The sequence below is a fragment of the Pseudonocardia sp. genome, assembly GCF_025965585.1.
In the GTDB taxonomy this organism is placed as follows: domain Bacteria; phylum Actinomycetota; class Actinomycetes; order Mycobacteriales; family Pseudonocardiaceae; genus Pseudonocardia.
The window spans coordinates 1-21,887 of record NZ_JAOPWR010000408.1 but is presented as its reverse complement, the minus strand read 5'-3'; the positions used below and the strand labels follow the sequence as shown (position 1 = coordinate 21,887).

Here is a 21,887-nt window from a genome sequence, read left to right as displayed (position 1 = left end):
GGTTCGCCCGCTTGAGCCCGGGTCGGCGGGCCGGACCACGGGCGTTCCCGCGCCCGGCGTTCCCGCCGGTCCGGATCGCTCCGGCCTCGTCCGCGCCCGATGCCCTTCTCGGTCAGGCGGTCGGCGTGGCCGCGTCCGGCGTCGCCGGACGTGGTGTCGCCGTAACCGCCGGCGCTGTGCCGCCGGCGCGTGGAGCAGCCCGTCTGTCGCGTCGCGACGGCGGGTGTGTGCCGGCGTCGTGCTCGCCGCCGTGGGGGTGGTGGCGTGGCGCCGTGCGCAGGGTCGGGACCGTGCGGCCGAGCGGGCGGGCGGGATGTCGCCCGTGCACCCCTGACCGGGTCCACCCCGTCAGGTCCAGTTCTTGCCGCGCACGTCGTTCTCCTTCCGGGGGCTGGGGATGGGCTGGCCGGTCAGGTCCAGTTCTTGCCGCGCACGGGTGGTCCTCTCTCTGCGTCGGAGGCCGGGTGACCACGGATCGCCGGGCCCGGGTCAAGGAGGTGCGGACCGGGCGAGCTCCGCGCGGGACCTCCAGCTCTGTCGCACGCTGGAGCGGGCGACGGGTCAGCGTGCCGTCGGCACCCGAAGTGTCCGATCTCGCCGCCCGAACGGGTGGCAGTGCTCCGGGATGGCCACTAGGCTCCACACGGAGTAGCGGCGCCTATGACGAGAGTATGAATGACGATCGACACAGTGGACGGACGCGAGCGCGGCCGGTGGTCGCCGCGGTCCGCTGTGGCGGCGTGGCCGGTCTGGCAGATGCCCGGCCGCCTGCTCGGGTCCGTGGTGGTCGTCGAGCTGACGATGGTGCTCCTCGTGACGCTGGGCCTGATCGCGCGGCCGGTGCTCACGGACAGCGAGCTCACCTACGCGGTGGTCCTTTCGGTCCTCGGCATCGTCCACACGGAGCTGGCCAGGGACGTCGAACGCGTCCGGTGGCGCATCACCGGCAACCTGCACGTCGACCTGACCTCGGTGTGGATCTTCGCTGCCGTGGTGGTCCTGCCGGCCGGCTACGCCGCGCTCGTGGCGTTGCTGGTGCACAGCTACCTGTGGTTGCGCTCGGCCCGCACCCGGGCGCCCCTGCACCGGCAGCTGTTCAGCACCGCGACGATCACCCTGTCCTGCCTCGCCGCCTCGTCGGTGATGACGCAGGTCGAGACCGTGGTCGGGGCGCTGCCCGTGCGAGGTGTCGAGCTGATCGCCATCGTCGTCGCGATCCTGGTCTTCATCACCGTGAACAGTGCCCTCGTGGCGGGGGCCATCGCGGTGAGCACGGGCGGCGGCACCCCCGGCGACCTGCTCGGCGAGTGGGACGAGAACCTCCTGGAGCTCGCCGCGCTGAGCCTCGGAGGCCTCACGGGGCTCGTGGTGCTGGTGAACCCGTGGCTGGTGCTGCTGGTGCTGCCGCCGCTGCTCGTCCTGCACCGGGCGGTGCTGGTGCGCCATCTGCAGGAGGCGGCGTCGATCGACGGTAAGACGGGTCTGCTGAACGCTGCGGCCTGGCATACGAAGGCGGAGCGGGCGCTGCAGCGGGTGGTGCGGGGTGAGGGTCCGCGGGCTGTGTTGGTGCTCGATCTGGACCATTTCAAGGTCGTCAACGACACCCATGGTCATCTCGCGGGGGATCAGGTGCTCGCGGCGGTCGCGGACGCGTTGCGTTCCGAGGTGCGCGACCGTGACCTCGTCGGCCGTTTCGGGGGTGAGGAGTTCGTGGTCCTCCTCGCGGGCCTGCAGGGTGGCTGTGCGGCCGACCTGGAGGCCGTCGCCGACCGGATCCGTCGCCGCGTCGCCGCGCTGCGCGTGGAGCTCCCGACGCCGGACGGCCCGCTGACCATCGCGGGCCTGAGCGTCTCGGTGGGCGTCGCCGTGCAGCCCGGGGCCGGGGGTGAGCTGCGCTCGCTGCTGCAGATCGCCGACACGGCGCTGTACGCCGCGAAGCGTGCCGGGCGCAACGCCGTGCGGATGGGGCCGGCGCCCGCCGATCTCCCGGCGCCGCTGGACGGCGAGATCCCGCTTCCCGCCGTTGACGCACAGTGAGCGACCGGCCGCCGAGTCCACCCCGATGAGGGACCTCCGCCCCCCTGACACGCCGTCCCGGCCTCACTAGCCTCGCTCGGGGACACAGTCGTGTCAGGGGAGGGGGCCGCGATCGTGGATGTTTCGGCCCTGCCCGTCCCCGCCGGACCGGACGGCATCGTCTCGTCCGCCCGCGGCTCGCTGCGCACGCTGCCGGTGCCCGCGCTGGTGGGCGTCGTGGTCGTGGAGGTCGCCGCCGTCGGCATCGTCGCGTCCACCGTGACGTCGGCCCCGCGGCTGCCGGACATGCTGCTCGGGGCGTTCCTCGCGGTGCTCTCCGTGGTGCACACCGAGCTCGCCACCGGCATCGAGCGCATCCGCCGCCGCACCGCCCAGACGTCGTACTTCGACCTGAGCTCCGTGTGGACGTTCGCCGCCGCCCTGCTGCTGCCGCCGCTGCTGGCCGCGGCCGTGGTGGTGGCCGTCTACGCCCACCTCTGGCAGCGGGTCTGGCGGCCCGCCGACGTGCCGCTGTACCGCCACGTCTACACGACCGCAACCGTCGTGCTCGCCGCCACAGCCGCGCACACGGTGGTGCGGCAGGCGGGCGGTCTGCCCTCGGGGCCCTCGGATGTCGCTGGGGTCGTGGGCATCGTCGCGGCCGTGCTCGCCTACGTCGCGGTGAACACCGTGCTCGTCGCGGCCGCCATCGCGCTGAGCGGGGCCGGGTCGACCGCCCGCGACCTGTTCGGCCGCTGGGACGACAACGCGCTCGAGGTCGCCACGCTCTGCATGGGGGCGCTGGCCGCCGTCGCGCTCGGTGCCGCCCCCGGCCTGGTGGCACTCGCGCTGCCGCCGATCCTCGTCCTGCACCGAGCCGTGCTCGTCCGCCAGCTCGAGGAGGTGGCGAGCACCGACGGCAAGACCGGCCTGCTCAACGCCGCCGCCTGGCAGACGCAGGCCGCACGGACAGTGCGCCGGGCGCAGCGCGTGGGCTCGGGCGCCGCCGTGATGATCCTCGACCTCGACCACTTCAAGACCGTCAACGACGTCCACGGCCACCTCGCGGGCGACGACGTGCTCGCCGCCGTGGCCGCCGAGCTGCAGGCGGGGGTGCGCGAGCACGACCTCGTCGGCCGGTTCGGCGGCGAGGAGTTCGTGGTGCTGCTGCCCGACCTGCCGCCCGGTGCGGGCGCCCGCGACGAGCTCCACGCGGTGGCCGAGCGCCTGCGGCGACGCGTGTCACAGCTGGACGTGCCGGTGGAGACCACCGAGGGCCTCGTGACGATCACCGGGCTGTCGATCTCGGTCGGCGGCGCGTGCGTCCCGGCCGACGGCGCCACCCTGGAACAGGTGCTCAAGGCGGCCGACGCGTCGCTCTATGCGGCCAAGCGCAGCGGCCGCAACCTGGTCCGCATCGCCGGGCCTGCCGAGATCCCGTCACCCCGCCGTGGCGACACGGAGAGCGTCCGTACTGCTCGGTGACACGCGGGGCCGGGCCGAGCGAGCACCCTTTCCGTAAGCTGACCCGGTGATCCGGCAACTGCGAGGAGTGCGATGAGTGTCCTGCGGTCCGTCCGGGGCCCGGCCGACCTGAAGCGGCTCGAGAACGACCAGCTCGTCGCGCTGGCCGCGGAGATCCGCAAGGAACTGGTGAACACGGTGTCGCGCACCGGCGGTCACCTCGGGCCCAACCTCGGCGTCGTCGAGCTGACCATCGCGCTGCACCGCGTGTTCGACTCGCCGCGCGACACGCTCATCTGGGACACCGGCCACCAGGCCTACGTCCACAAGCTGCTCACCGGCCGTCAGGACGGCTGGGACATGCTCAAGAAGACCGGCGGGCTCTCCGGGTACCCGAACCGCGCCGAGAGCGACCACGACCACGTCGAGAACAGCCACGCGTCCACGTCGCTGTCCTGGGCCGACGGCATCGCGCACGCCTACTCCCTCACCGGCCAGCAGCGGCACGTCATCGCCGTGATCGGTGACGGCGCGCTCACCGGCGGCATGGCCTGGGAGGCGCTCAACAACATCGCCGCGTGCCCTGACCGCAACGTCGTGATCGTCGTCAACGACAACGGGCGCTCCTACGCCCCGACCATCGGCGGCCTCGCCGACCGGCTCGCGTCGCTGCGGCTGCAGCCCGGCTACGAGCGCATGCTCGAGGCCGGCAAGAACGCCCTGGCCCGCACGCCTGTTGTCGGTTCCACGCTCTACGCGGGCCTGCACGCGCTCAAGGCCGGCGTCAAGGACGCCCTGAGTCCGCAGGAGCTGTTCTCCGATCTCGGCCTCAAGTACTTCGGGCCCGTCGACGGCCACGACATCGGCGCCATGGAGTCCGCCCTGCGCCGGGCACGGCACTTCGGCGGGCCGGTGATCGTGCACGCCGTCACCCGCAAGGGCAACGGCTATCCGCCCGCCGAGAACGACGAGGCCGAGCAGATGCACAGCCCGGCCGCGTTCGACCCCGAGACCGGTCTCCCCACCGGGCCGCCGTCGACCGGGTGGACCAGCGTCTTCGCCGAGGAGATCGTGAAGATCGGCGCGAGCCGGGACGACGTCGTCGCGATCACCGCGGCGATGCTCGGCCCCACCGGGCTCGTGCCGTTCGCCGAGGCCTACCCCGAGCGCTGCATCGACGTCGGCATCGCCGAACAGCACGCCCTCACCTCCGCGGCCGGGCTCGCCCGGGGTGGGCTGCACCCCGTTGTCGCGCTGTACTCCACGTTCCTCAACCGCGCGTTCGACCAGCTGCTGATGGACGTCGCGATGCACCGCCAGGCGGTCACGCTCGTGCTCGACCGCGCTGGCGTCACCGGTAGCGACGGGCCGTCGCACAACGGCATGTGGGACCTGTCCCTCCTCGGGGTCGTGCCCGGCATGCGCGTGGCCGCTCCGCGCGACGCCGCCACGCTCCGTGAGGAGCTCGCCGAAGCCGTCGCCGTCGACGACGGGCCCACCGCTCTCCGGTTCCCCAAGGGATCGGTGATCGAATCCGTGCCCGCGCTGCGTCGCGTCGACGGGGTGGACGTCCTGCACGAGCCGCCGCCCGGCGAGGAGTCGTCGGTGCTCATGGTCTGTGCCGGGGTCTTCGGCGAGCTCGGGGTGGCGGCCGCGCTGAAGCTCGCCCAGCAGGGCGTACCGGTCACCGTCGTCGACCCCCGCTGGGTGCTCCCGGTGCCCGGCGCGCTCGTCGGCATGGCGAGGGCGCACCGGCTCGTCGTCACTGTCAGCGACAGCGGTAGGCACGGCGGGTTCGGCTCGGCGCTGTCGGACGTGCTGCGTGCCGCCGAGTGCGACGTGCCGCTGCGCGACCTGTCGATCCCACAGGAGTTCCTCGACCACGGCAGCCGCGGCGACGTGCTCGCCAAGGCCGGGCTCACCGCCCAGGACGTGGCCCGGCGTGTCACGGAGTGGGCGTCGGCGTTGCCCGGCGCTCTCGTCCCGTCCGCGGCGGCGTCCGCGGCGTCCTCCTCCGACGAGCAGGCCCGCTGATGCGCGTCCTGGTCGTGGAGGACGAGCAGCCGCTGGCCGAAGCCGTGGCCCGCGGGCTGCGGCGGGAGGGCATGGCCGTCGACGTCGCCTACGACGGCGACACCGGGCACGAGAAGTCCGCCGTCACCCGCTACGACGTGGTGGTCCTCGACCGCGACCTCCCCGGCATGGGTGGCGACGACCTGTGCGCGGAGATCGTCGCCTCCGGGGCCACCACGCGGGTGCTGATGCTGACCGCCAGCGGCACCCTCGCCGACAAGATCGACGGCCTGTCCCGCGGCGCGGACGACTACCTGGCCAAGCCGTTCGACTTCCCCGAGCTGGTGGCCCGCTGCCGGGCGCTCGGCCGCCGCGCGACGCCCGCGGTGCCGCCGATGCTCGTGGCGGGGGACGTCGCGCTCGACCCGGCCAAGCGCACCGTGCTGCGCGCCGCCCGTCCCGTGGACCTGACGCGCAAGGAGTTCGGCGTGCTGGAGGTGCTGCTGGCGGCCGGTGGCGCCGTCGTCAGCAGCGAGGAGCTGCTCGAGCGCGTGTGGGACGAGAACGCCGACCCGTTCACCACCACGGTGCGCGTCACGGTCATGACGCTGCGCAAGAAGCTCGGCGACCCAGGCGTGATCGAGACCGTGGTGGGCGCCGGGTACCGGGTTCCGGCCGCGGGCTGAGACAGATGGCGGGGCTGGGCCCGATGGCGGGGCTGCGGCCGCGGCTGACTCTCGTCAGCACCGCGCTGGTGGCGCTGGTCAGCGCACTGCTGCTGTGGCTCGGGTGGTGGCTCGTCGGCGGTGTCGTCCGTGCCGTACCGGCGCTCCCCCCGGGCAGCACCGTGCGGGTCGGTGACCGCATCGTGCCGGCCGAGCAGCTGTCCGAGGCCATCGGCCAGGCAGCGCAGGGAACGGTGCTGACGGCGGGACTGATGGCGTTCCCGCTGGTGGTGATCGCGGTGGCGATCGTGTCGTGGTGGCTGGTGGGGCGCGTGCTGTCGCCGCTGCACGTCGTCACGGCCACGGCGCGACGACTGTCGGTGGAGTCGCTCGACACCCGCACCGGCGTGCGCGACGCCCGCGGCGAGGTGGCCGAGCTGGCCGCGGGCTTCGACGCGATGCTCGACCGTCTGCAGGCCGCGTTCAACGCGCAGCGGCGCTTCGTCGCCAACGCCAGCCACGAGCTGCGCACGCCGCTGGCCGTGCTGCGCACCGAGGTGGACGTGACGCTGTCCGACCCGGCCGCCGACGTCGCCGAGCTGCGCCGCATGGGGGCGGTGGTGCGCGCAGCCACCTTCCGCGCCGACGAGCTGGTGGCAGGCCTGCTGCTGCTGGCCCGCACCGAGGGCGCGGAGCTGGGCGAGCTGCGGCCCGTCGACCTCGCGGAGCTCGTCGTGCCCGCGCTGGCCGCCGTCCGCGTGGAGGCAGGCCGGCGCGGCCTGCGCATCACCGTCACCACCGCGCCCGCCCCGGCCGGCGGCGACCCCGTCCTGCTCGAACGCGTGGCGGGCAACCTCCTGGAGAACGCGGTGCGCCACAACGTCACGGCGGGCTGGGTGGAGATCGCCACCGGCGTCCACGACGGGCTCGCGGAGCTGCGCGTGTCGTCCAGCGGGCCGGAGATCGCGGGGGAGAAGGTGGCGGAGCTGTTCGAGCCCTTCCGCCGCGGCCCCGTGGAGCGCACCGGGGCCGCCCGTGGGTCCGGGCTGGGCCTGTCCATCGTCCGCGCGGTGGTGACGGCGCACGGCGGCACCGCGACCGCGTCCCCGGTGCCCGGGGGCGGCCTGACGGTGACGGTGCAGCTGCCGCTCGCCCCGGGCTGAGCTGCTTCAGACAGGCGAACAGGCCCGCGAAGCACACCTGCAGCTCCGGGCGCGGGAGCCCGGCTTCCAGCAGCGACCACCGGGACGACTTCTGGAACCAGTTGCAGCCACCAGCGCCGAGGCGGGACCCGACGGCCGCGCAGCAGCCGAGCACGAGCCGTGCGCCGGCCCCGCGGCGGATCCGGGACCACTCACCGCCGCTGCGGCGCCTGCGGATGCTCGCGTCGTCGGAGCCCCGGTGAACGGGCCCGCTCGGCGTTGATCACACCGCCTTGCCCGGCGGCTGTGCGCGACTGCCCGATGCGGCGTCAGGACGCGCGGGTGGCCAGTGCCGCTTCCAGGGCCGGGGCGAGCAGCTCCACCTGCCAGTCGCGGGCGCCGCCCTTGCGCATCGCCGCCGCGACGTCGCCGTCGGAGGGGGGCGTCCAGCAGAGGCGGCGGAGCAGGTCGGGCTGCAGCAGGTTCTCCACCGGCACGGTCCACTCCTCACCGGTCTGCGCCAGCGCGGCGCGGGCGGCGACGAGGCGGGCGGCGGCGTCGGGGTCGCGGTCGGCCCAGCGCGCGACGGGAGGCGGCCCGTCGGCGGGGGGAGAGGTCCGGGGCAGCTCCTCCTGCGGCAGCGCGGCAGCCTCCTTCAGGGCGGCGTACCAGTAGTTCGTCAGGCGGCGCTGGGAGCGTCCGCGGAACACCGCCATGGACGCCAGGGCCTGCGGCGACGTGGGCGCGGTGACGGCGGCGTCGATGACGGCCGCGTCGGGCAGCACACGCCCCGGGGCGATGTCGCGCTCGGCGGCGAGCCTGTCGCGGGCCTCCCAGAGCGCCCTGACGGCCGCGAGCGGGCGGGGCTTGCGGATCCTGTGGATGCCGGAGGTGCGGCGCCACGGCTCGGCGCGCGGAGCGGGCGGCCCGGCGGTGCGGACGGCCTCGAACTCCTGCATCGCCCACTCGTACTTGCCCTGGTCGCTGAGCATCCCGGCGAGGACGTCACGCAGCTCGACGAGCACCTCGACGTCCAGCGCGGCGTAGACGAGCCAGTCCTCGGGCAGCGGGCGGCGCGACCAGTCGGCGGCTCCGTGGCCCTTCTCCAGCGCGAGACCCAGGAGCTGCTCGACCATAGGCCCGAGCCCGACGCGGGGGAGCCCCGCCAGCCGTCCGGCGAGCTCGGTGTCGAAGAGCTTGGACGGCGCGATGCCCACCTCGGCGAGGCAGGCGAGGTCCTGGTTGGCGGCGTGCAGCACCCACTCGGGCCCGGTCAGCGCCGGGGCGAGCTCGGACAGGTCGCTGCCGAGCGGGATGGGGTCGACCAGCGCGGTGCCGGATCCCGCGCGCCGGAGCTGCACGAGGTAGGCGCGCTGGGAGTAACGAAAGCCGGAGGCTCGCTCGGCGTCGACCGCGACGGGCCCGCGGCCCGCGGCGAAGGTCTCCGCCGTGCGGACGAGCGCGGAGCGGTCCTCGACCACGGGCGGCAGCCCGTCGGCGGGCCGCAGCAGCGGCACCGCCGACGGGCCGGCGTCCTCGAGTGGATCGGCTGGCTCCTCGGTCAGCGGATGACCCCGGCCCTCATGGCCAGCGCCACCATCTGGGCGCGGTCGCCGGTGCCGAGCTTGCGCCCGATCCGGGACAGATGGCTCTTCACGGTGAGCGCGGAGAGGCTCAGCGCCTCGCCGATCTCCTTGTTGGACTGCCCGTCGGCCACCAGCTGCAGCACCTCCACCTCGCGCGCCGACAGCTCGCGCGGGGTGTTGTCGGTGCCCGGGACACGAGTGCCCGTCGCCAGTAGGGGAGCGACCGTCGGGTCGGCGTACACGCCGCCGTCCAGGACTCGCTTGACGCCGTCGGTGACGATCGCCGCCGACGCCGACTTGAGCAGATACGCCTGCGCGCCGGCCTGGAATGCGGACCGGACGGCGTACGGGTCGTCCGAGGACGCCAGCACCACCAGCCGGTTCCAGCCCAGCGACCGCAGCTCGGTCACCAGATCGAGCCCGCTGCCATCGGGAAGTCCGAGATCCAGGATCGCCAGGTCGCAGGGACCGTTGGCGTGTGCCCGGGCCCGTGCTTCCGCGACCGACGCGGCCTCGTACACCGTTCCCGCTCCCATGGAGCGCAAACGCGCGGCGATCGCCTCGCGCAGCAGTGGATGGTCGTCGACCACCAGCACCGAGAACAGCTCCTCCCGCGGATGCGGGACCATCGCGGGCGACAGCACGGGGTTGGACGGATGACCCGCCGTGCCACGTACTTGTGCGCCCTGGCCCACTACGGCCACGTCACTACCTCCCTGGAGTCGGTCGTTGCCCCCCGACCGGCACCAGAACCCCGGTCGCGTAGAGCGTTCGCCCGACCGCCCGAGGAGGTGTCGTGGAGGAAGCGTAGCCCCCCAAGCGGTCTAACGTCGTGTATCGGATCGAACTTTGCCGAAGGAAAGTTACAGCGTTGTCGTAGACGGTCCACTCGACCGGGTGACGTCGGCGATCACGAACCGCGCCGTCGATGCAGGTGGGCACCGTGATCAGACCGTTCGATGGACGAGAGAAACTGCTCCGACCGGAGGCAGTCCTGCGGCCGATGCGACGAGCTGGCAGAACGCCTCCGCGTGCGCGGCGAGGTTCGTGTCGGTCGGCGTCCACGACGCGCGCAGCTCGACGTCGTCGTCGCGGCGGGGGCCGGCGATGTCGCCGAAGCGCACCGACGACGTCTGCGTGACCGTGCCGCCGAGCGCCGTGTAGCCCGCGCCGTTGTGCTCCAACGCCTCGGTGAGCCACGACCACCCCACGACGGGGAACATCTCGTCGCCCAGCTGCTCGGGCTCCAGGCGGGCCTGGACGAAGCAGACCAGTCGGAAGACGCCCTCCCAGGCGTCCTGCCCGGCCGGGTCGTGCAGCAGGATCAGCCGCCCCGATGTGTCGGGCTCGTCGAGGTCGTCGAGCGGCTCGCCGGCACGCCCGGCTCCTGCGTCGGCTTCCACGCTGAACGCCCACGTGTAGGGGGCGAGCCGCGGTGGGGCGCCGAGTGCGGAGACGAGGAGCTCCGGGCGGGGACGCGTCGAGCTGAGCGAGGCCACGGCCCGGCGGAACGCCGGTGGTGGTGGGGCTGTCGCGTCGGGCACGAGGAGAAACTTTAGGTCGCTCTCCGTGTCGTCACCGGCAGGCGCGCCGGTACCCGATCGGGGCACCACCACCGGCGCGCGTCCGGCGTCGCTCCCGTGGGAGGATGGCCGGGCCATGGCCACGAACTCCGTACCCGCCGTCCTGGGTCGCCGCCGCGATCTGGAGAGCGCCCCGTTGCTGGCGGTCGCGCGCGGCGGCACACCGTCCCGCGTGCCCGTCTGGTTCATGCGACAGGCCGGCCGGTCGCTGCCGGAGTACCGCGCCCTGCGGACCGGCACCGGGATGCTGGAGTCCTGCCTGACCCCGGACCTGACCTGCGAGATCACCCTCCAGCCGGTGCGCAGGCACGGCGTGGACGCCGCGATCCTCTTCAGCGACATCGTCGTGCCGCTCTACGCCGCGGGCGTCGGCGTCGACATCGTCCCCGGCACCGGGCCCGTCGTGGCCCACCCGATCCGCACGGCCGCCGACGTCGCGCAGCTGCCCGACCTCGACGCGGAGCAGGTCGCACCCGTCACCGACGCCATCGGCCTGCTGCTGCGTGAGCTGGGCGACACCCCGCTCATCGGCTTCGCCGGTGCCCCCTTCACGCTCGCCTCGTACATGATCGAGGGCGGTCCCAGCCGCAACCACGAGCGGACGAAGGCCCTCATGCGGTCGGCCCCCGACGTGTGGCACGGCCTGATGGAGCGCCTCGTCGCCATCACGTCGGCGTTCCTGCGGGCGCAGGTCGGGGCCGGGGTCGACGCGGTGCAGCTGTTCGACTCGTGGGCCGGTGTGCTGTCCCTGCGCGACTACCGCCAGTACGTGCTGCCGTACTCCTCCCGTGTCCTCGGCGCCTTGTCGGCGGCCGGTGTGCCCCGCATCCACTTCGGCGTCGGCACCGGCGAGCTGCTCGGCGCCATGGCCGAGGCGGGGGCCGACGTCGTGGGCGTCGACTGGCGCATCCCGCTCGACGACGCCTCCCGCCGCACCGGTGGCACCCATCCCGTGCAGGGCAACCTCGACCCCGCGGTGCTCTTCGCCGACCGCGCATCGATCGAGGCGGAGGTGCTCCGCATCCTCGGCGAGGGGCGCCGCGCCCCCGGGCACGTGTTCAACCTCGGTCACGGCGTCCTGCCCGAGACCGACCCGGACGTCCTCACGCGGCTCGTCGAGTTCGTCCACGCCCAGCAGGTGTGACCCGCCCTCCGGGTGCCGTGCCCCGTGTCGCCGTCGTCGGCGGCGGGGTGTCCGGCCTGGCCGCGGCGCACCGGCTGCGCACCCTGCTCGGTCCGTCCGCGGTGATCACGGTGCTGGAGCAGCGCGACCGCATCGGCGGCGTGCTGCGCACCGTCGACCTCGCGGGGGTGCCCTACGACGTCGGCGCCGAGGCCTTCCTGGCCCGGCGGCCCGAGGTCCCCGCGCTGCTGGCCGAGCTCGGGCTCAGCGACCTCCTCGTCCACCCCACGTCCGCGGCGCCGTCCGTCCGCGCGGCAGGGCGCACGGGACCGCTCCCCGGGGGCACGCTGCTCGGGGTGCCCACGAGCAGCACCCGCCTCGACGGGCTGCTGTCGGCCGAGGGGCTGGCGGCCGTCGCCGCGGAGCCGGAGCGCCCGCTGTGCTGGGACCCCACGGCCGACGTCGCCCTGGGAGGCCTCCTCCGGGAGCGGTTCGGCGACGAGCTGGCCGACCGCCTCGCCGACCCGCTGCTCGGCGGCGTCTACGCGGGCCGTGTCGACAGCCTGGGCGTCCGGGCCACGATCCCCGCGCTGGCTGCGGTCCTGGACTCGGGCGCCCCGTCCCTGACCGCGGCGGCGGACCGGGCCACCACCCCGCCCCCCGCGAGTCGACATGACGTCGCGCGTGAGTCGACACGATCCGGTGCGCGAGTCGACACGGATCGGCGCACGGGTCCGCCCGCGCCGGTCTTCGGAGCCGTCCGCGGCGGCTACGGGGTGCTCCTCGACGCGCTGGCCGCCGCCGCGGGGGCGGACGTCCGGCTGGGGACGACGGTCCGGGTCCTGGAGCGCACGGAGGCGGGCTGGCGGCTCACGCTCGGCCCCACCACCGCCCCCGAGGCGCTCGACGTCGACGCCGTGGTGCTGGCCGTCCCCGCGCCGGCCGCGGCCCGCCTGCTGGCCGACGCCGCAACGGGAGCGGCGACGGCCGCATCGGGGATCGAGCTCGCGTCGTCGGCGGTGGTGGCGCTGGCGTACCGGCCCGAGGACGCCGCGGCCCTGCCCCCGACATCCGGGATGCTGGTGGCGGCGGGGGAGCCCCTCGCGGTCAAGGGCGTCACGCACTCGACGAACAAGTGGTCCCACCTCGCGCCCGACGGGCTGGTGCGCCTGCGTACGTCCATCGGACGGTTCGGGGAGGCCGCGTCGCTGCAGGTGGACGACGCCGAGCTCGTCGCCCGCACCCGCGCGGATCTCGCCGAGGTGGCCGGGCTGAGGGCAGCGCCCGTCGCCGTACACGTGCAGCGGTGGGGCGGGGGGCTGCCGCAGTACGGGGTGGGGCACCTCGACCGCGTCCGGACGATCGAGGTGGGCCTGCCCGCGGGGCTCGCGGTGGCCGGGTCGGCGCTGCACGGGGTCGGGGTGCCGGCGTGTGTGGCCACCGCCCGGGCCGCGGCCGAGCGCGTGGCAGCCGGTCTGGTGCCCGCGGCGCGCTGATCGCGGCTCGCGCGCATTCCCGTCCGAATCGCGCGCTCCCCAGGGCCGGCTCGCGGGTGGGGCCGGCCTGACGCGCGTGCGCGGGGCGGCGGGGGGAGTGGCACGATGGATCGCATGGCACGCCTCGACTACGCCGAGCTCAACAGCACCATCCGCTACACGATGTGGTCGGTGTTCCGCGTCGAGCCGGGGAAGCTGGGTGACGACCGCACCGAGGCCGCCACGCAGTTCACCGAGTTCCTCGACGCGCTGGAAGGCAAGGGCGTGGTCGTGCGCGGTGTGTACGACCTCGCGGGCGTCCGCGCCGACGCCGACTTCATGGTCTGGTGGCACGCCGACAACCTCGAGGCGCTGCAGGCCGCCTACGCCTCGCTGCGCCGCTCCACCGCGGTCGGCCGTGCCAGCGTGCCGGTGTGGAGCCAGGTGGCGCTGCACCGCCCCGCGGAGTTCAACAAGAGCCACGTGCCGGCGTTCCTCGCGGGCGAGGCGCCCAAGAACTACGTGTGCGTGTACCCGTTCGTCCGGTCGCTGGACTGGTACCTGCTCCCCGACGAGGAGCGCCGCACGATGCTGGCCGACCACGGCAAGGCCGCTCGCGGCTACGCCGACGTGCGCGCCAACACCGTGCCCGCGTTCGCGCTGGGCGACTACGAGTGGATCCTCGCGTTCGAGGCCGACAAGCTCGACCGCATCGTCGACCTCATGCGCGATCTGCGCGCAACCGAGGCCCGCCGCCACGTGCGCGAGGAGGTGCCGTTCTTCACCGGCCCGCGCGTGCAGCCCGGCGACCTGGTGGCCACCCTGCCCTGATCACCTTGCCCTGATCACCGCGAGGTGGGCGTTTCCGCTGGTCGATCCGCGGATCCGCCCATCTCGGCGCGATCATGCTCAGGCGTCCGGCACGAGCTTCAGCGAGATGCTGTTGATGCAGTAGCGGAGGTCGGTCGGGGTGCCGTAGCCCTCGCCCGCGAACACGTGGCCGAGGTGGCTGTGGCACGTGGCGCAGACAACCTCGACGCGCTTCACACCCATCGAGTAGTCGGTGCGCTCGATGACGGTGTCGCCCGCGAGAGGGGTGAAGAACGATGGCCACCCGCAGTGCGACTCGAACTTGGTGTCGCTGCGGAAGAGTTCGGCGCCGCACGCGCGGCACTCGTAGACGCCCGTGGTCTTCGTGTCGGTGTACTCGCCGACGAACGGGCGCTCGGTGCCCGCCTGGCGCAGCACCTGGTACTCGGCGGGGGTGAGCTGCTCGTGCCACTCGGCGTCGGTCTTGACGACCTTCGCGGCCGGTTGGGTGGTCTTGTCCATGCGTTCCACACTATGTCCGCGCCCCGCCGGCGCGCTCGTGATGCGGTCCATCCCATTTCTTACGAACGACACGCTCTTACAGCCACGTGGTCGCCACGAAGTGGAGGACGTCCCACACCAGGTAGGCGGAGACGGCGAGCAGGAGCAGCACGATCAGCACGGCGCCCCAGCGCCGTTCGCCCTCGGCGCGGTTGGCGGAGTCGGCGAACTCGCTGACCCCGGCCAGGTATCCCTCGACGGTGAACGCGGGGCGCTCGCGCTGCATGCGGTCGAGGTGGGCGGCGAAGGCCCGCGCCTCGGGATCGTCGGGATCGAGGCCGAGCAGCTCGTCGTCGAACTGACGAGATCTGTCCGGTTCGGGCACGGAACCCAGCGTAGCCGGTAGCGTGCGCCCCCGTGGCGACCAAGGCGGCGGCGGTGCTGCTCACCGTCCCGGGCCCGGACGGCGACCGCGAGGTGCGCCTGACCAGCCCGGACAAGATCTACTTCCCGGAGCCGGGCATCACCAAGCGCGAGGTGGTGGAGTACTACCTCGCGGTGGTCGACCCGCTGCTGCGCGTGCTGCGCGAGCGCCCCACCAACCTCAAGCGTTACCCGGACGGCGTCGAGGGCGAGCCGTTCTACTCCAAGCGCCTGCCCAAGGGCGCGCCCGCCTACACCGAGACGGCCCGGGTCACGTTCCCGAGCGGGCGCACGGCCGACTCGTTGTGCCCCACCGAGCCCGCGGTGCTGTTGTGGGCGGCCAACATGGGCACCTTCGACTTCCATCCCTGGCCGGTGCGCCGCGCCGACACCGACCGTCCCGACGAGCTGCGCATCGACCTCGATCCGCAGCCCGGCACCGACTTCGCCGACGCCAGGGCCGTGGCCGCGGTGCTGCGCGAGGTGCTCGACGAGGCCGGGCTCGTGGGCTGGCCCAAGACCTCGGGCGGGCGGGGTATCCACGTGTTCTGCCGGATCCGGCCCGAGTGGGACTTCGTGGACGTGCGGCACGCCGTCATCGCCCTCGCCCGCAGGGTGTGCGAGCGCCTGCCGGACGCCGCCACCGTCGACTGGTGGAAGGAGGAGCGCGGCGAGCGGATCTTCCTCGACTACAACCAGGCCGCCCGCGACCGGACGATCGCGTCGGCGTGGTCGGTGCGCGGGCGCCCGCGGGCCACCGTGTCGATGCCGGTGACCTGGGACGACCTGCCCGACGTCGAGCCCGAGGACTTCGACGTGCGCACCGTGCCCGGCATCTACGCGGAGCGCGGCGACCCGCACGCCGAGATGGACGCCCACGCGGGCGGCATCGAGACGGCGCTGGAGTGGTACGCCGCCGACCCGCGCGGGGAGATGCCCTACCCGCCGGAGTACCCGAAGATGGCGGGGGAGCCGATGCGGGTGCAACCGAGCCGGGCGCGCAACCCCCAGCCCGGTCAGTAGCCGCTGCCGGACGGGTCGGCCGGTGACGGCTCGGGGGACCCGCTTGACCGTTCACCCTCCGGTCCGGCACGGTGGCGGCGGCCGGTCCGCGACGACCGGTCGCGGCGGGTCCGCGGAACGCCGAGCGGCCCGATCCTCCGGCCGACCGTTGCCGTTCCGTTACTCCCTGAAAGTGGTTGCTCGGCGATCGGCGCAACCCGTGCAGCGTCCGGAGCAACCTGTCGCCGCTCGTCGCGGCTGACCTCACTCCCGGCCCACGACGCTCTCAGCTTCGCAACCCGCGCCCGTGACCCCTGCATACGGTCTGCCGCCATGACCGACAGGAACTTCCGCACCGCGTGGCTCGCGGCCCTCGGCGCCATCATGGTGGTGCCGGCGCTGCTGTGGCTGGCGACGGCGCCGGATGAGCCGACGTGGTCGCGGCTGTCGGTGCTCACGGGCCTGTTCGCGCTGTCGGCGATGGTCTGCGCGGCCGTGCTGCCCAGCAGGCTGCGGTCGGTCAACCGCGCGTTCGGCATCGAGGGCGTCATCGAGGTGCACCGGTTCCTCGGCGTCGGCGCCGCGGTGCTGGTGATGCTGCACCTCGCATGCGTCGTCGCGGCCGACCCGTCCGCCGTGGCGCTGCTCGACGTGCCCACCGCTCCCCACCGGGCCCAGGCCGCGGTGGCGGCGACCACGGCCCTCGGCGCGCTCGTCGTCAGCGCGCTGATGCGCCGGCACCTGCGGCTGTCCTACGAGTTCTGGCGCTGGACGCACATCGGGCTCGGCTCGGCGGCGGTGCTCTTCTCCGCCCTGCACGTCTGGTGGCTCGACCACGTGGTGCAGCAGGCCGCGATGCTCGTGACGCTGACGGTGCTGGTGCTCGTCCTGCTGGCGGTCGCGGCCTACCGGTGGGTCTGGCGCGGGCTGCTCGACCCGTCCACCGAGTTCATGGTGATGGAGGTCCGCGCCGAGAGCCCGACGGTCAGCACCGTCGTGCTCGGGCCGCGCCGAAGGCGCAGGCACAGCCACGCGTCCGCCGCCGCCGACTGGGCGTTCGCGCCGGGCCAGTTCGCCTGGATCCGGCTGAGGCGCTCTCCCGCGGCCGAGGAGCACCCGTTCACGATCGCGTCGAGCGCGCACCTCGACCACACCGAGTTCACCGTCCGGCACACGGGGGACTTCACCCGCGCGCTGCGCACACTGCGACCGGGCAGCCCGGTGTGGGTCGACGGCCCGCACGGCGCGTTCACCTCCGACATCGGCGTCTGCGACGGCTTCGTGCTCATCGCTGGCGGGGTCGGGATCACGCCGATGATGAGCATGCTGCGCACCGCCGCCGACCGCGGCGACCCCCGCCCGTACCGGCTCGTCGTGGTCGCGGGGTCGCCCGAGGACCTGCTGTTCCGCGAGGAGCTCGGCTTCCTGTGTCACAGCCTCGACCTCGAGGTCACCGAGGTGCTGCGCCGCCCGCCCGACGGGTGGGAGGGACACACCGGCGACCTCGGCGTGGGCCTGTTCGCGATGGTGCTCGGCACCGTCGAGCGTCCCGAGGCCCTCGACTACTTCCTCTGCGGACCGCCCGGCCTCGTGGACGACGCGCTGGACGTCCTCGACGTCATGGACGTGCCGGCGTCGCGGATCCGCACCGAGCTCTTCGACTTCGTCTGACCCACCCGCGTACCCGCACTGTCGTACCTGCACTGCCAGAAAGGCTCCCCATGCTCCGCCGGATACCCCGGTTCCTGCGCGTCTCCGTGCTCGTCGCGGTGGTGCTGGCCGCGGCCGTGTCGGTGTTCCAGTCGTGGTCCTCGGACACCCCGGGCACCGGCGGCTGGACACAGACCCAGTGGGGCCCGCTCGGCCCGGCCGACCGCGACCTGCTCGCGAAGGTGCGCATGGCCGACCTCTGGGAGGTGCCCACGGGCCAGCAGGCCGCGCAGCAGGCAACGTCGCCCGCGGTGCGCGAGGTCGGCCAGCACATCGCCTCCGAGCACGCCACCCTCGACGCCGACGTCCGCTCCGTCGCGGACAAGCTCGGCGTGCTGCTCCCCACCAGCCCCAGCGCCCAGCAGCAGGCCTGGATGCAGGAGATCTCCGCGCAGACCGGCTCGGACTACGACCGCACGTTCGTCCAGCGGCTGCGGCAGGCGCACGGGACCGTGCTGGCCCTCGTCGCACAGGTCCGCGCCGGCACCCGCAACTCGCTCATCCGCGACTTCGCCACCACCGCGAACGAGTTCGTCAGCAGGCACCTGGCCTATCTCGAGAGCACCGGGCTCGTGGACTACTCGGCGCTGCCCGCGCCACCGTCGCCCGGGCTGCTGTCGGGCGCAACGAGCTGGACCGACCTGATCGTGCCCCTGCTGGTGTTCATCGCGGCCCTGCTGGCCGCGGTCGGGCTGGTGCTCGCCTTGCGGCGCCGCACGGCGTCCCGGCCGCGCCGCGTGACGGTGGCCCGGCAGGCGGTGCCCATGGCACGGCCGACACCCCCGGTGGAGCCCGCCGCCGTGCCAGCGCTGGCGATCCCCGCTCCGCGCGCGTCGCCGGAGGAGGTCTCCGGGCCGCACGGGTTCGCGCCCCCGGCGGCGGACGCCCCGCGGCGGCGGCTGGCTCCCGGCGAATTCACCGGCCCGCACCGGCTGCTCCCCAACGGCGAGACCACCGGTTCCCACCGGGTCGACTCCCACCGCGTCGACTCCCACCGGGTCGACTCCCACCTCGTCGACGCTCCCACCGGCCGCTCGACCCGGCGCACCGTGCCGGCCCCCGGCGAGAGCACCGGCCCCCTGTTCCGCCGGGTCGAACCCGCCCCCGGGGAGAACACCGGCTCGCACCGCACCCCCGTCACGCCCCGCGGCACCCCGGTCGACACGACGGGTCCGCGCCACTCCGTCCGCCGTTAGCCAGCTCGCGTCCAGGTCCGGCAACAGCTCCGCGCTATCCCAGCCGGACACCGCCGACGGGCCTCCCCAGGGCCCGTCGATCCCCCGAACGGAGCTCGACCATGCCGACCTCGGAACCCGCCCCGACATCTTCCGCCGATCCGCTGACGCCGGAGCTGCCGCTTCGCGATCCGGCCGTGGGCAGGCGCATCGCGATCGCCGCCTTCGCGTTCGTCGCGTGTGTCGCGCCCGCCGCCTGCGACTACGCCGCCGCCAGCACGGTGGTGCGGCCGACCAGCAGTGCGGGCGCGGCCGCCGGTCACTCCGGTCAGCACGGAGGCCGGCCCGGCAGCCACTCCGGCCACAGCACGGGGACGACGTCGTCCGCGGTCGTCCCGGCCGACGACACGACGGGCGACTCCACCGAGACCCCCGACCCCCCCGAGGACCCGACGAACGGGGCCGATCCCACCGAGAGCGCCGACGCCACGGCCGACCCCACCGCGGACCCCACCGTCGACGCGAGCGCGGCGCCGACGTCGGGTGCGACCGCGGCGGCGAACCCGCCCGCGAACAACGGCCTCGACGTCCTGGGCCGCGACTGCAGCACCAGCAAGCTCCAGCCGCACACCGGCTTCCAGATCGCGCCCGCGTGCGTCTCGACGGCGTTCGGCGAGGTCGCGGCGGAGGACAAGGACCCGGAGCTGCTCATCACCAGGTTCCCGAAGGAGGTGGCGGCCGACGCCCCGTTCGCGATCTCGGTGAGCACCCGCAACCTCGTGCGCGACCGGTTCCTCGGTGCTGCGGCGGGCGGCTACTACCTGGAGAGCTCGTTCCTCGACCCGAACGGCCTGCAGCGCGGTCACTTCCACACCGCGTGCCGCATGCTCCCGAGCCTCGACGAGGCTCCCGAGTCCGCGCCCGTGCCGGCGTTCTTCGTGGCCACGCAGGACGGCGGCGGTGGCAGGAAGCCCGACACCGTCACGGTGAACGTGACCGGCCTGCCGAAGGGCGAGGCGCAGTGCACCGTCTGGGCCGGTGATGGCTCGCACCGGATCCCGATGATGCGGCGCGCCAACCAGACGCCGGCCGTCGACTCGGTCCGCATCACCATCGGCTGAGCCACTCCCTCCCCGCTCCCCGTCACACCCCAGGAGACCCGCGTGCCCGCCACGCTGCCCCGTGCCGACCGCCCGCTCCCGACCCCCGGCATCCCCCGCCCCCGGACCGCCGACGACCCGCCCGGTGCCGCCGCGGCCCTCGCCCCGATGGTCGACGTCTGGTTCCGCATCCTCGCCGACCACGCCCCCGACGCGGAGCTGCGCTGCCGCACCTGCACCAGCGCCGGCACGGGAGCCCGCAGCACCCCGTGGCCGTGCTCCCTGCGCACCCTCGCGGAGCTCGCCCGGCGGCAGCACGCCGACCGCTGGGGTGAGCGCAGCACCCGCGGCCGCCGCAGCCTCTACGGCGCGCAGGGCACCTCGTGCGCGGTGACGCCGCGGGAGCGCGAGTTCCTGCAGATGGCCGCCGAGGGCTGCACCGACGCGGAGATCGCCGCGCAGCTCGACGTGCCCGAGCTGACGGTGCGCACCACGATCCGGCGCATCGCGCGCAAGCTCGGCGAGCCCGACCGCGACGCGCTGCTCGTGCTGGCGCTGCGGACGGGGGTGATCGTGTGACGGCCCCCCGGTCGCGGCCGGCCCGCAGCGCGTGGGGTAGACCCATGGGGTGAACGACGTGCCGGAGGACCTGGTCGACATCGCCGTCGTCGGAGCGGGGCCTGCCGGCAGCGCAGCCGCGCTGCGCGCGCTGCAGCTGCGCCCCGACGCCTCGGTGCTGCTGCTCGACGCGGCCGACTTCCCCCGCGACAAGACGTGTGGCGACGGGATCGCCGCCCACGTGCTCGACCTGCTCGCCGCGCTGGGCGTCCCCGACCTGTCGCACCTCGGCCCGGAGGTGCCCCGGCTGCGGTTGCGCAGCCCTGGCGGGCAGGTGGTGGCCCGCACGTGTGCGCGGCCCAACCGCGTGATCCCGCGCAAGGTGTTCGACGCGCAGCTCGTGGCCGCCGCAGTGGCACGCGGGGCGCGGTTGGTGCGCCATCGCGTCCGGCGGATCGCCGTGCGCCCCGGTCACGTCGTGCTGGACGGTGCGATCGCCGCCCGTGCGGTCATCGGGGCCGACGGTGCCAACTCCACGGTCCGCAGGCAGCTCGGTGCGCCACGCACCCCGCCGTCGGGCACGGCGGTGGCCGTCCGCGGCTACGCCCCGACGTCGCTCGAGCCGGACGCCCTCATGATCGAGTTCGCGCGCGGGCGGTACCCGGCGTACGCGTGGTCGTTCCCGCTGCTCGGCGGCGGGTCCAACGTCGGCTACGGGGTGTTCGACCGCCGGGGCGGCGGCACCCGCCAGGAGCTCCTCGGTGCGCTCCGGGCGCTGCTCCCGGGGGAGGAGCCCGACCCTGCGACCGTGCGGGGCCACCACCTGCCGCTGTCCACCGCGCCACGCCTGCATCCCGACGGCCGCGTGCTGCTCGCGGGCGACGCCGCGTCGATGGTCAACCCGCTGACCGGTGAGGGCATCTTCGACGCGGTGGCCTCCGGAGTGCTGGCCGGGCGGGCCGCGCTCCTCGGGGAGGCGGCCGGGGCCGGCCACCGCGCCGCGATGCGGCGGACGTTCGGGCGGCACCAGGACCACCTCGGTGTGCTGGCGCGGCTGGTGCCGCACAGCCGGTTCCTCGATGCGGCCGTCGCGGCGGCGGCACGGCACCAGCAGGTGTTCGACGCGGCCGTCGACCTGGGTCTCGGACGCGGCACCGCGCCCAAGGAGGCGTTGCTCCGAGTGGCGGCACAGTACGTGACGCTCGGTCCTCTGTCGCCGACACGCCGACACAGACCGGCAGATGGCCGGTGAGCGACATCACACTTTTGGTGCTTGTCGTTCCCGTACCCGCGCCTGGACCGCAGGTCGCTCGTTGGGTGTGGAGGGAACGGCCGACGAGGGTCTGCACGAACGGGGGAGCGCGCGATGGTCGCTGAGTCGATGAACGTCCGGCGCATGGCGCCACGAGGGCCGTCGGGAATGCTGCCCGAGGAGGGACCGCGGGGACTCCGGGACGACGCGGCGTGGGCGCCCGGCCCGCGCACGCACCCCGACGCCCACGTCGACGAGCAGCGCCGCCGCAGGCGCGCCGCCGAGGCCG

Annotated in this window: 19 protein-coding genes; 14 read left to right on the top strand and 5 right to left on the bottom strand. The window is 74.2% G+C overall.

The window, feature by feature from the left end; genetic code table 11:
• The first annotated feature begins 675 nt into the window (after positions 1-675).
• The 5 genes from JWR81_RS25235 (at position 676) to JWR81_RS25215 (ending at position 7,321) form a co-directional block, all read left to right on the top strand.
• Positions 676-2,037, top strand: coding sequence for a diguanylate cyclase (locus JWR81_RS25235; RefSeq protein WP_297658197.1), 1,362 nt, complete (start codon positions 676-678; stop codon positions 2,035-2,037).
• A gap of 114 nt (positions 2,038-2,151) precedes the next feature.
• Positions 2,152-3,501 (top strand): GGDEF domain-containing protein, encoded by a 1,350-nt coding sequence (locus JWR81_RS25230; protein ID WP_297658195.1) that lies wholly within the window; start codon positions 2,152-2,154, stop codon positions 3,499-3,501.
• 72 nt (positions 3,502-3,573) lie between these two features.
• Complete coding sequence (gene dxs, locus JWR81_RS25225; protein ID WP_297658192.1) at positions 3,574-5,514, top strand: 1-deoxy-D-xylulose-5-phosphate synthase; 1,941 nt, start codon at positions 3,574-3,576, stop codon at positions 5,512-5,514.
• Positions 5,514-6,179 carry a response regulator transcription factor gene (locus JWR81_RS25220; RefSeq protein ID WP_297658190.1) on the top strand — a complete coding sequence of 222 codons (666 nt, stop codon included), beginning with the start codon at positions 5,514-5,516 and terminating at the stop codon, positions 6,177-6,179. Before dxs ends, JWR81_RS25220 begins: the two co-directional genes overlap by 1 nt.
• Before the next feature lie 5 nt (positions 6,180-6,184).
• Positions 6,185-7,321 (top strand): cell wall metabolism sensor histidine kinase WalK, encoded by a 1,137-nt coding sequence (locus tag JWR81_RS25215; protein WP_297658189.1) that lies wholly within the window; start codon positions 6,185-6,187, stop codon positions 7,319-7,321.
• A gap of 308 nt (positions 7,322-7,629) precedes the next feature.
• Here JWR81_RS25215 and JWR81_RS25210 read toward each other — a convergent pair whose 3' ends face one another.
• From JWR81_RS25210 to JWR81_RS25200, 3 genes are all read right to left on the bottom strand, one after another.
• On the bottom strand, positions 7,630-8,817 hold the full coding sequence (locus JWR81_RS25210; protein WP_297658187.1) for a ribonuclease D: 1,188 nt from the start codon (positions 8,815-8,817) through the stop codon (positions 7,630-7,632).
• 44 nt (positions 8,818-8,861) lie between these two features.
• Positions 8,862-9,515, bottom strand: coding sequence for a response regulator transcription factor (locus JWR81_RS25205; RefSeq protein WP_075949948.1), 654 nt, complete (start codon positions 9,513-9,515; stop codon positions 8,862-8,864).
• A gap of 318 nt (positions 9,516-9,833) precedes the next feature.
• A complete protein-coding gene (locus JWR81_RS25200) occupies positions 9,834-10,430 on the bottom strand; it encodes a DUF3000 domain-containing protein (RefSeq protein WP_297658185.1) in 597 nt (198 codons plus the stop codon).
• 115 nt (positions 10,431-10,545) lie between these two features.
• Between JWR81_RS25200 and hemE the strand changes: the two genes are divergently transcribed.
• The 3 genes from hemE to hemQ all read left to right on the top strand — a co-directional run bounded on the left by hemE (position 10,546) and on the right by hemQ (position 13,898).
• Entirely contained in the window at positions 10,546-11,613 is a 1,068-nt protein-coding gene (gene hemE, locus JWR81_RS25195; RefSeq protein WP_297658183.1) for a uroporphyrinogen decarboxylase, read from the top strand.
• The gene (gene hemG / locus JWR81_RS25190; protein WP_297658181.1) at positions 11,610-13,088 is read left to right on the top strand and encodes a protoporphyrinogen oxidase; all 1,479 of its coding nucleotides are present in this window, start codon (positions 11,610-11,612) and stop codon (positions 13,086-13,088) included. The genes hemE and hemG overlap by 4 nt, the downstream gene beginning before the upstream one ends.
• Before the next feature lie 114 nt (positions 13,089-13,202).
• Positions 13,203-13,898 (top strand): hydrogen peroxide-dependent heme synthase, encoded by a 696-nt coding sequence (hemQ, locus tag JWR81_RS25185; protein WP_297658179.1) that lies wholly within the window; start codon positions 13,203-13,205, stop codon positions 13,896-13,898.
• A gap of 78 nt (positions 13,899-13,976) precedes the next feature.
• Here the strand turns inward: hemQ and msrB are convergent, their stop codons facing one another.
• Together msrB and JWR81_RS25175 are read right to left on the bottom strand one after the other, a co-directional pair.
• Positions 13,977-14,399, bottom strand: coding sequence for a peptide-methionine (R)-S-oxide reductase MsrB (gene msrB / locus JWR81_RS25180; protein ID WP_297658176.1), 423 nt, complete (start codon positions 14,397-14,399; stop codon positions 13,977-13,979).
• A 76-nt stretch (positions 14,400-14,475) separates the two neighbouring features.
• Positions 14,476-14,763: a hypothetical protein gene (locus JWR81_RS25175; RefSeq protein ID WP_297658174.1), complete on the bottom strand. Its 288-nt coding sequence runs from the start codon at positions 14,761-14,763 to the stop codon at positions 14,476-14,478.
• A 32-nt stretch (positions 14,764-14,795) separates the two neighbouring features.
• On the opposite strand from JWR81_RS25175, the gene ligD reads away from it, so the two are divergent.
• From ligD to JWR81_RS25145, 6 genes are all read left to right on the top strand, one after another.
• Entirely contained in the window at positions 14,796-15,824 is a 1,029-nt protein-coding gene (gene ligD / locus JWR81_RS25170) for a non-homologous end-joining DNA ligase (protein WP_297658171.1), read from the top strand.
• Between the two features lie 312 nt (positions 15,825-16,136).
• Positions 16,137-17,474 (top strand): ferric reductase-like transmembrane domain-containing protein, encoded by a 1,338-nt coding sequence (locus JWR81_RS25165; RefSeq protein WP_297658168.1) that lies wholly within the window; start codon positions 16,137-16,139, stop codon positions 17,472-17,474.
• A gap of 50 nt (positions 17,475-17,524) precedes the next feature.
• Positions 17,525-18,709, top strand: a complete 1,185-nt coding sequence (locus JWR81_RS25160) for a DUF4142 domain-containing protein (protein ID WP_297658165.1) — start codon at positions 17,525-17,527, stop codon at positions 18,707-18,709.
• Between the two features lie 101 nt (positions 18,710-18,810).
• Positions 18,811-19,809: a hypothetical protein gene (locus JWR81_RS25155; protein WP_297658162.1), complete on the top strand. Its 999-nt coding sequence runs from the start codon at positions 18,811-18,813 to the stop codon at positions 19,807-19,809.
• A gap of 42 nt (positions 19,810-19,851) precedes the next feature.
• Complete coding sequence (locus tag JWR81_RS25150) at positions 19,852-20,367, top strand: helix-turn-helix transcriptional regulator (RefSeq protein ID WP_297658159.1); 516 nt, start codon at positions 19,852-19,854, stop codon at positions 20,365-20,367.
• Positions 20,368-20,416: 49 nt separating this feature from the next.
• Positions 20,417-21,598 (top strand): geranylgeranyl reductase family protein, encoded by a 1,182-nt coding sequence (locus JWR81_RS25145; protein ID WP_297658156.1) that lies wholly within the window; start codon positions 20,417-20,419, stop codon positions 21,596-21,598.
• The last annotated feature ends 289 nt before the right edge of the window (positions 21,599-21,887 follow it).

What these genes read in the sequence shown, in the direction of transcription:
- JWR81_RS25235 (WP_297658197.1), top strand. Translation starts at nt 676, where the DNA reads ATGACGATCGACACAGTGGACGGACGCGAGCGCGGCCGGTGGTCGCCG.
- dxs (WP_297658192.1), top strand. Translation starts at nt 3,574, where the DNA reads ATGAGTGTCCTGCGGTCCGTCCGGGGCCCGGCCGACCTGAAGCGGCTC.
- JWR81_RS25220 (WP_297658190.1), top strand. Translation starts at nt 5,514, where the DNA reads ATGCGCGTCCTGGTCGTGGAGGACGAGCAGCCGCTGGCCGAAGCCGTG.
- JWR81_RS25215 (WP_297658189.1), top strand. Translation starts at nt 6,185, where the DNA reads ATGGCGGGGCTGGGCCCGATGGCGGGGCTGCGGCCGCGGCTGACTCTC.
- JWR81_RS25205 (WP_075949948.1), bottom strand. Translation starts at nt 9,515, where the DNA reads ATGGTCCCGCATCCGCGGGAGGAGCTGTTCTCGGTGCTGGTGGTCGAC.
- hemE (WP_297658183.1), top strand. Translation starts at nt 10,546, where the DNA reads ATGGCCACGAACTCCGTACCCGCCGTCCTGGGTCGCCGCCGCGATCTG.
- hemQ (WP_297658179.1), top strand. Translation starts at nt 13,203, where the DNA reads ATGGCACGCCTCGACTACGCCGAGCTCAACAGCACCATCCGCTACACG.
- msrB (WP_297658176.1), bottom strand. Translation starts at nt 14,399, where the DNA reads ATGGACAAGACCACCCAACCGGCCGCGAAGGTCGTCAAGACCGACGCC.
- JWR81_RS25165 (WP_297658168.1), top strand. Translation starts at nt 16,137, where the DNA reads ATGACCGACAGGAACTTCCGCACCGCGTGGCTCGCGGCCCTCGGCGCC.
- JWR81_RS25160 (WP_297658165.1), top strand. Translation starts at nt 17,525, where the DNA reads ATGCTCCGCCGGATACCCCGGTTCCTGCGCGTCTCCGTGCTCGTCGCG.
- JWR81_RS25155 (WP_297658162.1), top strand. Translation starts at nt 18,811, where the DNA reads ATGCCGACCTCGGAACCCGCCCCGACATCTTCCGCCGATCCGCTGACG.